Origin of the sequence: Mycobacterium sp. (assembly GCF_052144515.1) — a bacterium.
Classification (GTDB): Bacteria; Actinomycetota; Actinomycetes; order Mycobacteriales; family Mycobacteriaceae; genus Mycobacterium.
Map to the genome: position 1 here is coordinate 47,151 of NZ_JBKQQD010000202.1, position 13,026 is coordinate 60,176.

General features: G+C 64.0%; 13 protein-coding genes. 10 read left to right on the forward strand and 3 right to left on the reverse strand.

All coding sequences use genetic code 11. The features are described from left to right. The first annotated feature begins 66 nt into the window (after nt 1-66). The 3 genes from ACLP9N_RS14435 (at nt 67) to ACLP9N_RS14445 (ending at nt 3,091) form a co-directional block, all read left to right on the forward strand. Nucleotides 67-1,053, forward strand: coding sequence for an Acg family FMN-binding oxidoreductase (locus ACLP9N_RS14435; RefSeq protein WP_442408070.1), 987 nt, complete (start codon nt 67-69; stop codon nt 1,051-1,053). A 179-nt stretch (nt 1,054-1,232) separates the two neighbouring features. After that, nucleotides 1,233-2,054 (forward strand): universal stress protein, encoded by an 822-nt coding sequence (locus tag ACLP9N_RS14440; protein ID WP_442408057.1) that lies wholly within the window; start codon nt 1,233-1,235, stop codon nt 2,052-2,054. A gap of 446 nt (nt 2,055-2,500) precedes the next feature. After that, nucleotides 2,501-3,091 carry a hypothetical protein gene (locus tag ACLP9N_RS14445; protein ID WP_442408058.1) on the forward strand — a complete coding sequence of 197 codons (591 nt, stop codon included), beginning with the start codon at nt 2,501-2,503 and terminating at the stop codon, nt 3,089-3,091. A gap of 27 nt (nt 3,092-3,118) precedes the next feature. Here the strand turns inward: ACLP9N_RS14445 and ACLP9N_RS14450 are convergent, their stop codons facing one another. The 3 genes from ACLP9N_RS14450 to argC are packed head-to-tail and all read right to left on the reverse strand — an operon-like array spanning nt 3,119 to nt 6,251. Continuing rightward, nucleotides 3,119-4,300: an acetylornithine transaminase gene (locus ACLP9N_RS14450; RefSeq protein ID WP_442408059.1), complete on the reverse strand. Its 1,182-nt coding sequence runs from the start codon at nt 4,298-4,300 to the stop codon at nt 3,119-3,121. Then, nucleotides 4,297-5,160: an acetylglutamate kinase gene (argB, locus tag ACLP9N_RS14455; RefSeq protein WP_442408071.1), complete on the reverse strand. Its 864-nt coding sequence runs from the start codon at nt 5,158-5,160 to the stop codon at nt 4,297-4,299. Before argB ends, ACLP9N_RS14450 begins: the two co-directional genes overlap by 4 nt. Before the next feature lie 47 nt (nt 5,161-5,207). Beyond that, a complete protein-coding gene (gene argC / locus ACLP9N_RS14460) occupies nt 5,208-6,251 on the reverse strand; it encodes an N-acetyl-gamma-glutamyl-phosphate reductase (protein WP_442408060.1) in 1,044 nt (347 codons plus the stop codon). Nucleotides 6,252-6,381: 130 nt separating this feature from the next. Between argC and ACLP9N_RS14465 the strand changes: the two genes are divergently transcribed. The 7 genes from ACLP9N_RS14465 (at nt 6,382) to dosR (ending at nt 12,789) form a co-directional block, all read left to right on the forward strand. After that, on the forward strand, nt 6,382-6,534 hold the full coding sequence (locus ACLP9N_RS14465; protein WP_442408061.1) for a hypothetical protein: 153 nt from the start codon (nt 6,382-6,384) through the stop codon (nt 6,532-6,534). Nucleotides 6,535-6,568: 34 nt separating this feature from the next. Beyond that, nucleotides 6,569-7,435 carry a GNAT family N-acetyltransferase gene (locus tag ACLP9N_RS14470; protein ID WP_442408062.1) on the forward strand — a complete coding sequence of 289 codons (867 nt, stop codon included), beginning with the start codon at nt 6,569-6,571 and terminating at the stop codon, nt 7,433-7,435. A 215-nt stretch (nt 7,436-7,650) separates the two neighbouring features. After that, nucleotides 7,651-8,118 (forward strand): Hsp20/alpha crystallin family protein, encoded by a 468-nt coding sequence (locus ACLP9N_RS14475; protein ID WP_442408063.1) that lies wholly within the window; start codon nt 7,651-7,653, stop codon nt 8,116-8,118. Next, nucleotides 8,102-10,144, forward strand: a complete 2,043-nt coding sequence (locus ACLP9N_RS14480) for an erythromycin esterase family protein (RefSeq protein ID WP_442408064.1) — start codon at nt 8,102-8,104, stop codon at nt 10,142-10,144. Before ACLP9N_RS14475 ends, ACLP9N_RS14480 begins: the two co-directional genes overlap by 17 nt. A 22-nt stretch (nt 10,145-10,166) precedes the next feature. Beyond that, the gene (locus tag ACLP9N_RS14485) at nt 10,167-11,138 is read left to right on the forward strand and encodes a 1-phosphofructokinase family hexose kinase (RefSeq protein WP_442408065.1); all 972 of its coding nucleotides are present in this window, start codon (nt 10,167-10,169) and stop codon (nt 11,136-11,138) included. Between the two features lie 98 nt (nt 11,139-11,236). Next, nucleotides 11,237-12,004: a universal stress protein gene (locus ACLP9N_RS14490; RefSeq protein WP_442408066.1), complete on the forward strand. Its 768-nt coding sequence runs from the start codon at nt 11,237-11,239 to the stop codon at nt 12,002-12,004. 131 nt (nt 12,005-12,135) lie between these two features. Beyond that, nucleotides 12,136-12,789, forward strand: a complete 654-nt coding sequence (dosR, locus tag ACLP9N_RS14495) for a hypoxia response regulator transcription factor DosR/DevR (RefSeq protein WP_442408067.1) — start codon at nt 12,136-12,138, stop codon at nt 12,787-12,789. Nucleotides 12,790-13,026: the final 237 nt, after the last annotated feature.

Here is a 13,026-nt window from a genome sequence, read left to right on the forward strand (position 1 = left end):
ACCAAGGACTCTGGCGTCAGATCTGCTCGTGCGCGAGGGTCGTAGCCAAACAGGAGGCAAGTGAAAGTGATGACCCGAATGATGGCGGACACCACGGTGATCACGACGGCGGTCAAGTTAGCGTGCCGCGCTCCGTCGCTGCACAACAGCCAACCATGGCAGTGGGTTGCCGGCAGCGCGAGCGTCGAGCTGTTCGTTGACCCACACCGAACAGTCACATCGACCGACAGGTCGGGTCGCGAAGCGATCATCAGCTGTGGTGCCGCGCTCGATCACTTCCGGATCGCGATGGCCGCGGTCGGTTGGGACACGAACGTCGAACGGTTTCCCAACCCGAACAATCTCGACCACCTCGCCTCGACCGACTTCGTGTCCGTCGACTACGTCCCGCAGGCCCGGCGCGACCGCGCCGACGCGATATCGCGTCGCCGGACCAACCGTCTGCCATTCCGTCCGCCGAAGCACTGGGCGGAGCTCGAACCTGTAGTGCAGAGCTCGTTCGAAAGCGATTCGGTCACCCTTGACGTGCTCGGCGCCGATGCGCGACCGCGGTTGGCGGAAGCGTCTCGACTGACCGAAGCCATGCGTCGTTACGACGATGACTATCACCAAGAATTAGTTTGGTGGACAGCACCATCAAGACAGTCAGAGGGGATACCCGAAAGCGCACTGGTGTCAGAGGCGGACGCCCGCAGAGTCGACGTGAATCGTCGGTTCCCCACCGACCCGGATGAGTGGAGTTCTGCGGGCACTGACGACCAAGCGAAAATCCTTGTGCTATCCACACCCGGCGACACGCGAGGGGATGCCCTGAGATGCGGCGAGGCGCTTTCAGCGATTCTGCTCGAGTGCACGATGGCTGGACTGGCGACTTGCCCGATAACGCACATCACCGAGCTGGAAGCCAGCCGAGACATCATTCGGGATCTCATGAGCGATTCCGCGGTGGTACCTCAGGTTCTGATTCGAGTCGGCATCGAACCCGAGGGCGACTTGGTTCGGCCACCGACGCCGCGACGACCCTTGAGCGAGGTGTTGGAGATTCGCCCCTGAGACGGGGGGCTTGCCGGCTCGTCCTTGGGATCGGGAGGTGGGAATTAGGGATCTAGAGGTGAGGACCAAGGCCTCTGATCAAGAACCGGCGTAATCCGTACGGTTCTGCATAGCTTCTCCTAAACGTCTTTCACTGCCAGGGGTTCACGATGTTTGACAGGTATCCGCCGAAGTCAGTAGTGGTCGGTGTCGACGGATCGCAGGCGGCAATTCGCGCTGCGCGGTGGGCCGTCGACGAGGTAGCCGGCACCGACATTCCGCTGCGTCTGCTCCATATCGCCAAGGCGAACCCGAGCGCCGGCACGAGCGAAGCGCGGGCAGCCCTAACGATGGCTGAGGAGGTTGTGCACGACGCGTACCACGCTGTTGATGAAATGGGCAAGCCACTCAAGGTTGAGACGGAAGTCCTCCACGGGGACCCGGTGCCTGAGCTGATTGCTGCTTCACGTTCCACCACATTGCTGTGTGTCGGAGACACGGGAGCCGCTCAGCACCCGGATGCCTGGTTAGGTTCCACCGCAAAGGAACTGGCGCAATCCGGCCATTGCTCGGTCGTCGTCGTCCGGGGCGACCGCTGCGAAACGCACGCGACGAGCGGCGGTTGGATCGTTGCTCTGGTAGATGAGTCGCCCGATGGCATCGACGTTCTCGATATGGCGATCCACGAGGCCAGGCACAGGGGCGCTCCCTTGCGGGTGCTGATAGCAGCGCAATCGCGATCCGGTGACCTCGACGAGGACAAGAAGCGGGGTCCCATAACCGGTGATTCTCATCTAAAGCGCTGCATGGACAACCATCCCGAGGTCGAAATCGAGACAGTCCGTTTGGAGGGCTCCTTCCTCGACCATCTCGCCGAGCATGCCGCGTCTATCCAGCTGGTGATGATCGGTGCTACCCGGACCGGCGACGTGCAGCAGCTGCTCGGTGCCGCTGGTGCTCACGCCTTGCGCGGCAGCGAGTTCTCCCTGCTCGTCGTCGGTTTTGCGCGGCCGGGCCGCTAATACCACACGGATGTGGTCGTGCTGGTGTATCTCTGATCGCAGCGGCAGAGCAAACTAACGGCCTCCACTTGAGGGACTTCAGTCCCTATCGGCGAGCGCAGGCAACTGCTGAGATAAAGGTGGTAAATGACTCACTTTTGGCCGTAAGGGTGATTCAATGGAAACACTCCCCGTTCAGGGGCATCTGGACTCTCCCCCCTGTGTCTCCGATCCGCTCGTGGGCTTTCGCTGTGAGGGGAGTGTCCGATGACGGCACCTGCTTTAGGGGCTAATGTGATTGTCCTGCAATCACACCCGGCCTGGGTTGCGGCTCAACGGCGCGCACGTGAGCGCAGCGAGTCGATGCGCCGTCATCCGTCGGGTAGGAACCGGCTGCCGGAACCTGATGAACCTGATGCACGGGTTGATGACAACTCTCGTCCGCGAGCGGCTTTGAGGGAATTGTGATGATCCAGAACAATGGGGCCGATGGGTGGGAAACCACCGAATGGATCGTCCAGCAAGACGATCGAAAGTCGTCGCTGCGTGCGCTGACGCATGGACTTGCATCCCGGGTAAATCCACAACCGGTAGAGCTATCCGTTGAAGACGTGCCCTTGGTCGGGCTCGACCGGCTGGAACAAGCGGTTGGCGACCTAGTCGTCTGCTTCGACGAAGGGTATCTCGAAATCGACGACATGACCGAAACGACCCACACTGCGGCAGCGGCACACGTGACCACACACCGCGTGCATTTAACGTTGCGCCGCTCGGAATGGAATCTCGCCGAAAATGCCGCGGCTACCGCAGTAGCCTTTGTCAGGCGCGATACTGTCACGGGTTTGACTCGCGCACTGAATCTGTTGCATAAGCTCGCCGCGGTGTCGCGTTCGCTTACGGTTGCGGAAAGAAACGCAGTCTCAAAGGTTCTCGCCGATCAGTGGGGTGGCACCGCCACGCAGCGCGGCGATGTGACGGACTACGGAATTGACGTGCGAAGGCTCATTCAGAGTGGCATCTTGGTGGAAACCGACGAGGGTCTGTCGGTGGCGGCGTGAGCCATGTTCACCCGGTTGGAGACCGCATCATTCTGCGGCCCGGTCCAGCACATCTGGCAAGCTTGCCACGAACCGGTCGACCTGCGCGTCGGTGATCACCAGCGGCGGCGCCAGCCGGATAACGTCGGGCGCGGCGGCATTGACAAGGAAACCCGCGTCGCGTGCCGCAGCTTCGACCGCCTTGGCCGACGGCTGAGTCAACACCATGCCGCACAGCAGGCCGCGGCCCCGCGCATGGTCCACCAAGCGGTGGTTCAGCGATTCGATGCCACTGCGCAGCGATGCGCCGAGCACCTCTGCACGTTCAACCAGTCCGCCGTCGTTCAGGGTGCGCAGCACGGCCAGCGCAGCTGCCGCGCAGATCGGGTTGCCGCCGAAGGTGCTGCCGTGCAGGCCGGGCTTGAGCAGCGCGGCGACCGGCCCGACCGCAAGACATGCCCCGATCGGCAGCCCGCCGCCCAACCCCTTGGCCATTGTCACCACGTCGGGCGTGATCGCTTCGTGCTGGTGGGCGAAAAACGCTCCGGTGCGGCCCATCCCGGTCTGTACCTCATCGATGACCAATAGCGCGCCATGCTGGGCGGTGATCTTCCTCGCTGCGGTTAGATAACCCGGCGGCGGCACGACCACGCCGGCTTCACCCATGATCGGCTCGAGGAAAACGGCGGCGGTTTTGGCGGTTACGGCAGCCGCCAGCGCGTCGACGTCCCCGTAGGGCACGTGTGTGACCTCGCCCGGCAGCGGAGCGAAGGGAGCCTGCTTATCGGGCTGACCGGTGAGGGCCAACGATCCCATCGTGCGGCCGTGAAATGCGCGGCGGGTGGCAACGAGTTTCGTGCGGCCGGTGAGTCTGGACAGTTTGAACGCCAACTCGTTGGCTTCGGCGCCGGAGTTGCAGAAGAACACGCGCGCGTTTGCCACGCCCCATTGGGTGACCAGGGCTTCGGCCAGCGCGACGCCCGGTTCGTGGGCGTACAGGTTGGAGGTGTGGCCCAGCGTGGTCAGCTGCCGTCTAGCTGCTTCGGTCACTGCGGGATGACAGTGTCCCAAGATGTTGACCGCTATCCCGGCGAGCAGGTCCAGGTAGGTCTTGCCATTGACGTCGGTAACCACCGCTCCCTGCCCGGAGGCCAGAGCGATCGGTGGGGTGCCATAGTTGGGCATCATTACCGCGTCCCAGCGTTTCTGTAGCGCTTCGGTGTAAGTCACGCGCGCACTACCGTGGTGCCGGCGCCGTCGTTCGTGAGCAACTCGACAAGCACGCTGTGCTCGACCCGGCCGTCGATGATGTGCGCGCTGCGCACCCCGCCCTCGACCGCGCGTAGGCAGGCCTCGGTCTTGGGCCTCATTCCCGACTGCATCGACGGCAGGAGCGCGGCCAGCTTCACGGTGTCGATCTCGCTGACGAGCGAATCCGGGTCAGGCCAGTTGGTGTAGAGCCCTTCCACGTCGGTCAGCATCAGTAGCTTCTCGGCCTCCAGCGCCTGCGCCAACGCGGCCGCGGCGGTGTCGGCGTTGATGTCATAGACCACGCCGTCGGCGTCCGGGCCGATCGACGAGACCACTGGGATGCGTTGGGCGATAAGGTCGCGGACCGCCGCGGTGTTGACGTTTTGGATATTGCCGACCAACCCGATGTCGGTGGGCGCCCCGTCGACCATGACGCTACGGCGGACTGCGGTGAACAATTGCGCGTCCTCGCCGGTGATGCCGACCGCGTACGGGCCGTGCGCGTTGATAAGGTTCACCAGTTCGCGGCCGACATGACCGAACAGCACCATCCGCGCCACATCGAGCACCTCTGGGGTCACCACCCGGAAACCGCCCTTGAATTCACTGGGGATCCCAAGCCGTTTGAGCATGGCGCTGACTTGTGGACCCCCTCCGTGCACGACGACGGGATAGATTCCGCAGTTGCGCAAGAACACCATGTCGGCGGCGAAGGCGCGGCGCAAATTGTCGTCGAGCATCGCGTGCCCGCCGTATTTGACCACGACGACCTTGTGATGCAGGTGCTTGAGCCACGGCAACGCTTCGGCGAGCACGGTGGCCCGGACATCGCGGGTGATGGCGGGGGCTTTGACATCTTTGACATCTTTGACGTCACCGACTGCGGTCACGGCGCCATCCCAACCACCGACAGGCCCTCGGTCTCCGGCCAGCCCAACGCCAAGTTCATCGACTGCACGGCTGCTCCGGCGGCGCCCTTGACCAGGTTGTCGATCGCACAGACCGCCACGAGCTTTCCGGCGTCCCTGTCGACTGCGACCGCCAGCTGCGCGGTGTTGCTGCCGACCACCGAACCGGTGCGAGGCAGCTTTCCTTCCGGCAACAGAAGAACGAATGGCTCACCGCTGTAGTGCTTTTCGTACGCCGCGCGCACCTGGGCCAGCGGTGCTGTGCAGGGTGCGGTGCAGGTGGCCAGGATGCCGCGGGTCGTCGGGATGAGCACCGGGGTGAACGACACCGAAACGGCGCGCTCGGTGACCGCCTGTAGTCCCTGGGCAATCTCGGGGGTGTGACGGTGCGCGCCGGCGATGTTGTAAGCCCGCGCCGACCCGATGATCTCCGATCCGAGCAACTCGGTCTTAGCCTCGCGTCCGGCGCCCGAGGTGCCGCTGACGGCGACTACGGTCACGGACGGTTCAGCGAGGCCTTCGGCGATGGCGGGCACCAGCCCCAGCAGCGTCGCGGTGGGGTAACACCCCGGGACCGCGACCCTGGTGGCGCCACGCAGGCGGTCGCGGGCGCCGGGAAGTTCGGGTAGCCCGTAAGGCCAGGTACCCGCATGCGGAGAACCGTAGAACCGCTCCCACACCGCCGCATCGCGCAGCCGGAAATCGCCACCGCAGTCGATGATCACCGTGCCGGGGTCGAGCTGTTCTGCCAGCGGCGCAGAATGGCCGGGCGGCAACGCTGTGAACACAACGTCGTGACCGGCCAGCAGGCCTGCGTCGGTGGGCTGCAACACCCGGAGCCCGAGCGGCGGCAAATGCGGGTGGTGCTCGCCGAGCGGGCTGCCCGCGCTGGCGGCCGCCGTCAACACGCCGATCGTCAAACGTCCGGCGGTGTAGGCCGGATGGCCTAGCAGCAGCCGCAGGATTTCTCCGCCCGCATAGCCGCTGGCTCCTACCACCGCGACGCTTGTGGTCCGGTACATGGTTTTGTCCCTAGTCGTCTTTTGCCCTTGGCGCCAATGTATGGACAGCCATGGTGTCTGAGATAGGGCCATTCGCCCTCCGCACAAGCGACAATGGACTCCCGATCAGCTCCTGTTAGGTTTGGGCGTTGTGACCACGCTTCCCGATAGTGCCGACGTGCGGCGCCTAGCCGGCTGGTTACCGCAAGATCGTGACGGCTTGGAGAGGTGGCTGCCGCACAATCCCAATGCACCGCAGGCGCTGGTCCGCTCGGTGTTGGCGAACGCCAACGCGACGACATGAGTACACGGAGCCCTGCTGCGACTGGGAGGTCGGGATGACGTCGACGGCTCTGACGATCCGTCAGGCGACCGCAGCGGATGCGTCCAAGTGTGGTAACATATGTTACGACGCGTTCGCCGATGTCGCTGCGCGCCATGGCTTTTCGCCGGATTTCGCCTCAGTCGAGGTGGCGACCGAGTTGCTGTCCGGACTGATCGAACATCCCGGCTTCTTTTCTCTGGTCGCCGAGACCGACGGGCAGATCGCGGGAAGCGGCTTCCTTGACGAGCGCGCGATGATTTCCGGAGTCGGCCATGTCACGGTGGATCCCGCTGTCCAAGACCGTCGTATCGGCCGGGCGCTGATGGAGACGATGCTGCAGCGGTGCGCACAGCGTGGGGTGCCCGGCGTCCGGCTCTTACAGGCTGCCTATAACTACCGCTCAATGAGCCTTTACGCCAAGCTGGGCTTCGACGTGCGTGAGCCGTTCGCCGCGATGCAAGGCAATCCGCTGGCTCTCCACACTCCGGGATACACGGTGCGGGCAGCCACCTCCGACGATCTGCCCGCATGCGACGCACTGTGTGTACGCGTGCACGGCCACGGCCGGGGTGGCGGGCTGCGGGATGCGCTCGCTCAAGGGACGGCCAGGGTGGTTGAGCGTGATGGGCTAATCACCGGGTATACGGGCGGAATTGGGTTTTATGGGCACGCGGTGGCAGAGACCAACGACGACCTGAAGGCCTTGATCGGGGCCGCTGCGGGATTCGCGGGTCCGGGGTTCCTTGTTCCGATGCGCAACACCGAGTTGGTGCGCTGGTGTCTGGCACACGGCTTGCGCGTGTTTGTGGTCTTGAATCTCATGACGATTGGGCTGTATTCGGAACCGCGCGGCACCTACCTCGCGTCGGTCTGGTACTAACTGCCAGTTTGTGGCTGCAACTGATGTATTGAGGTGCCTGACTCGCCGTCGGTTGGTGAAACGCCGCCCGATCATCCCAGACCACGGGCGGTCCGCGCCGATACCTCATACGAACGGCCCTGAAGGCCGGTGACTTCGGTCCCTACCGCCGATTGCGGCCGACTGATCGGATGGACATCGTCAATGTGGCAAATCTCGAGATCTAGGAGATATCCATGAGCACGCTTGCCGGTCAACGTCAATCAAGGTCGCTCTTTCCGGAGCTCGCGGAGCTGTTCGCCGGCTTCCCCTCGATGGCCAGACTCCGTCCTGCCTTCGATACTCGCGTGATGCGGCTCGTGGACGAGCTGGACGATGGCCGCTACGTAGTGCGTGCGGAAATGCCGGGTGTCGACCCTGCGAAGGATGTCGACATCACGGTGCGCGACGGACAACTGACCATCAAAGCCGAGCGTAGCGAGAAGAAAGACTTCAACGGGCGGTCGGAATTCTCGTACGGCTCATTCGTTCGCACCGTATCGCTGCCGGCGGGCGCTGACGAAGACGACATCAATGCCACCTACGACCACGGCATTCTCACCGTTTCGGTGGCGGTCTCCGAGCCTAAGCCTGCCAAACGGCGTATTCAGGTCCAGTCCGCCCAACTGACCCCAACCGAGGTGCCTAATGACCAGAGCAGTTGATATCACCCGGCGCTCGCCGCGGCGCGTGTTCCGCGATCGCCGGGAGGCCGGCCAGGTGCTGGCAAATCTCCTCACCGCCTACCGCGACCGGCCCGAGGTGGTCGTCCTCGGCTTGGCGCGGGGCGGCGTACCCGTCGCGTGGGAGGTGGCAGCCGCGCTGCACGCCCCGCTGGACGCCTTCATCGTGCGCAAACTCGGCGCCCCCGGCCACGAAGAGTTCGCCGTTGGAGCGTTGGCCAGCGGGGGCCGCGTCGTGGTCAACGACGATGTGGTGCGGGGCTTGCGGATTAAACCGCAGGAGCTGCGCGCCATCGCCGAGCGTGAAGGTCGGGAGCTGGTGCGGCGCGAGGCCGCGTATCGCGGCAAACATCCACCGCTCGACGTGACCGGCAAGACGGTCATTCTCGTCGACGACGGGTTGGCCACCGGGGCGAGCATGTTCGCGGCGGTGCAGGCGTTACGCGAAGCCGAGCCCGCACAGATCGTGATCGCGGTGCCGGCCGCTCCGGAATCCACCTGTCGGGAATTCGCCGGCCTTGTCGACGACGTTGTCTGCGCGAGCATGCCCACTCCATTTTTCGCGGTCGGGGAGTCGTTCTGGGACTTCCGACAGGTTTCCGACGACGAGGTTCGTCAGCTGCTCGCCACTCCGACGACGGGGGTCTCGACCAGCCGACCCGCGGCGCGGACGGCAGCCGAAGTGGTCGCCAGTGTGGCTATCGAGGCCCCGGGCGGTATTCCGCCGCGCGAGACGCTGGAGGAACTGATCGGGGACGCGCGGGTCGTGCTGATCGGCGAGAGCTCGCACGGGACGCACGAGTTCTACGAAGCGCGGGCCGAGATCACGAAATGGCTGATCGAGGAGAAGGGTTTCTGCGCTGTCGCCGCGGAGGCGGATTGGCCCGATGCCTACCGCGTGAATCGATACGTGCGCGGCCTCGGCGTTGACGAGAACGCCGACGAGGCGTTGCGCGGATTCGAGCGCTTTCCAGCGTGGATGTGGCGCAACACCGTCGTTCGTGACTTTGTCGATTGGCTACGCATCCGCAACCGCCGACACGAGTCGAACGGTCAGCAGCAGGCCGGCTTCTACGGATTGGATCTCTATAGCCTGCACCGGTCCATGCAGGAAGTGATCAGCTATCTCGACAAGATCGACCCAAGGGCGGCGGCACGGGCGCGGGAGCGCTACGCGTGTTTCGACCACGCTTCGGCCGACGATGCTCAGGCGTACGGCTTTTCGGCAGCGTTCGGTGCCGGTCCATCGTGTGAGAATCAAGCGATCGAGCAGCTAGTCGAAATCCAGCGCAATGCCTTGGCCTATGCCCGCAGGGACGGACTGCTCGCCGAGGACGAGCTGTTTTACGTCCAGCAAAATGCGCAGACGGTGCGCAACGCAGAAGTGTACTACCGCGCGATGTTCAGCGGGCGGGTCACCTCGTGGAACCTGCGTGACAAGCACATGGTGCAGACCCTTGAGGCACTGCTGCAACATCTGGACCGCCATCACGATGTCCCATCCGCCCGAATAGTGGTGTGGGCCCACAATTCCCATGTCGGGGATGCCCGGGCGACTGAAGTGTGGTCCGACGGACAGCTCACGCTCGGTCAACTTGTCCGCGAGCGGTATGGCGACGAGTCGCGCTTGATCGGGCTCAGCACGTACGCCGGCACCGTCACTGCTGCCAGCGAGTGGGGAAGCGTCGCCGAACGAAAGGTCGTGCGGCCGGCACTCAATGGGAGCATCGAAGAACTCCTACACGAAACCGGCAGGAACGCCTTCCTGGTGTCCGCACACATCAGCCCGGAAGCCGCAGAGGCGCTCAGCGTCGTTCGGTTGGGACGCGCGATCGGCGTGATCTACCGGCCGGAAACGGAACGGCAAAGCCACTACTTCCATGTCAGGCCCGCCGACCAATTCGACGCGATGATTCATATCGATAGCACCCGGGCGCTGGAACCCCTGGAGCCGACGAGTCGGTGGATTGCCGGCGAAACACCTGAGACCTACCCGAGCGGCCTTTGACGAACGAGGGGAGTCGACGAACATGGAGGCGCCAGCCCAGATTGTCACGCTGACCATGAACCCAGCGCTGGATATCACAAGTGGTGTGGACGTGGTGCGACCGACCGACAAATTACGCTGCGGGACACCACGTTACGACCCAGGCGGCGGCGGCATCAACGTTGCTCGCATCGCTCACGTCCTCGGTGGATCGGTGTCAGCGGTGTTTCCCGCCGGCGGGCCGACCGGCGACCTGATCACGAGGCTGCTCGTTGACGCCGGCGTGCGGTTTCGAGAGGTCGCAATTGCCGCACCGACGCGAGAAAGCTTCACCGTCAACGAAACCAGCAGCGGGCAGCAGTATCGGTTCGTCCTTCCCGGGCCGCAGCTGACGTTCGCAGAACAGGAGCGATGCGTCGGCCAATTGCGAATAGAAGCGGCGGCAGCCGAATTCGTGGTGGCAAGCGGCAGCCTGCCGCGAGGCGTGCCCGCTGACTTCTATCAGCGGGTTGCCGACGTGTGCCAGGACGTGGGCGCCCTGCTGATTTTGGACACCTCGGGCGGTGGCCTGCAACACATCTCCTCCGGGGTGTTTCTCCTCAAAGCGAGCGTCCGGGAACTGCGCGAATGTGTGGGTCGCGAACTCCTCACCGAGACCGAGCAACTGGCGGCCGCACACGAACTCATCGACAGGGGACGCGCGGAAGTCGTGGTGGTGTCGTTGGGATCGCATGGTGCGCTACTCGCCACACAACACGGAAGCCATCGTTTTTCGGCGATCCCGATGGCCAGTGGGAGCGGCGTTGGGGCCGGCGACGCGATGGTTGCCGCGATCACGGTGGGCCTCGGTCGCGGATGGCCGCTGGTCAAGTCCGTTCGGTTGGGAATTGCCGCGGGTGCGGCCATGCTGATGACGCCTGGTACGGCGGCCTGCGAGCGCGCGGATGTCGAGAAGCTGTTCGAGCTGGTCGCCGAACCTGCGGAGATCAATCAGGTGTGTGCCGCTGACTCGTGATCGTCACGGAAGCACGGGTAGGGCCTAACGGCCCCTCCGTAAACGAGCGGTGGCGCAATAACCTGACGTTGAGTGAATCGAACGAACCGGGAGCCGAAATGAACCAGCTGGACGCCAAGTCCGTGGTCGTCGGAGTCAACGGCTCGCAAGCCGCGGTCAACGCCGCCAAGTGGGCGATCGACGAGGCCCTGAGCCGGCAGGTACCCCTTCGGCTTGTCTATGTGATCCCGCGCGCAGGAGCGCGAGGCGCCTCGCCGCGCAGCGAGTGGGAGGTCGAACGCGGTGAAATGGCGCTGTCCCAAGCAGATTGCGCCATACAGAGCGAAGGGAAACCGGTCGAGGTCGAATGGGCGATTCGCGCAGGGGATCCCGAGCAAGTACTGATCGACGAATCACAGGACACAGCGCTGGTCTGCGTGGGCACCTCGAGGCGAGGGTGGGCGGCTGACGGATTGTTGGGCCCAACCGCCACGGCGTTGGTCGCGCACGCGCGCTGCCCGGTGGCGATCATCCGCTCTAATCCCGACGGATCGCCGACGCAGCTTGGTGTGATCGCCGTCGTTCTCAATGACGAACCCGACAATGACGAAGTCGTGCACCTGGCGATGGAGGAAGCACGGCGTCGCCGCGCTACAGTGCGGCAGATCGATCGCCGCCTGGACAGCTGGATCCGCCGGTATCCCGATGTACCCGTCCAGATCGTTGCCGCGGGCTCCGGCGTGAAAGGCTCTGAGAACCACAGCAACGCAATTGACCTGGCCGTTGTGGGCGAGGCCGACGCCGATGAGCTGCCCGGGCTCGCCACCCCGAACTGTCACCCGATTGTGGGCTATCCCGACTGCTCAGTGCTTCTGGTCCGGCACTAGATCTGGAAGCGCTCGCTGCTCATCGTCGATCGGCAAAATCTTTGTGAAAGCGGGGGCGATTATGAAGATGTGGGATATTGAATCAGGGTTCCATGATTCTTGCTTGGAACGGTCAGCAGGAAAGGCTCTCAATGGTTAAGGTTTTCTTGGTCGATGACCATGAAGTCGTTCGTCGCGGCCTTGCCGATCTGTTGGCAGCGGACCCCGACCTCGAAGTCATCGGTGATGCCGGCTCGGTGTCGGAAGCGATGGTGCGGATACCCGCGGCCAAACCCGACGTCGCCGTGCTCGACGTGCGTCTCCCCGACGGCAACGGAATCGAACTGTGCCGCGACCTATTGTCTGAGCTTCCCGAGCTGCGGTGTCTGATGTTGACGTCGTTCACCTCCGATGAAGCGATGCTCGAGGCGATCCTGGCGGGTGCCAGCGGCTACGTCGTCAAAGACATCAGGGGTATGGAGCTGGCTCAGGCGATCAAGGACGTCGGTGCCGGCAAATCGCTGCTGGATAACCGAGCCGCCGCCGCCTTGATGTCGAAACTCCGCGGCGCCGCCGACCACAAAGATCCACTGTCGGGATTGACCGAGCGCGAGCGAACGCTACTCGGGCTCCTCAGCGAGGGTTTGACCAACAGGCAGATCGCCGCCCGGATGTTTCTGGCCGAGAAAACCGTGAAGAACTACGTATCGCGGTTGCTGGCCAAACTCGGCATGGAACGGCGGACCCAGGCAGCAGTGTTCGCATCTAAGTTGGACCGGCAGTCTGCCCCGCCGACCAGCACGTAAACAGCGCCTGTCTGGCCGGCCGGACCGACACAATAGCGTGACCCGCCCTGGAGGCGGTTTGCTGGCCGATACCACCGGCAGGCCGTTTAGGAGCGGCTGATCCGGGGTTTCCGTAGTGCCTCAAATCAAGATGCCCGCGAAATTTTGTCCGTGCCTCAGGTAGGAATGCCCGCGAAACGGGCCGGTTCAGCTGGCCTTGATCCGGATGCCTTTGCGGATGTCGGGTAGGGCGGTGGG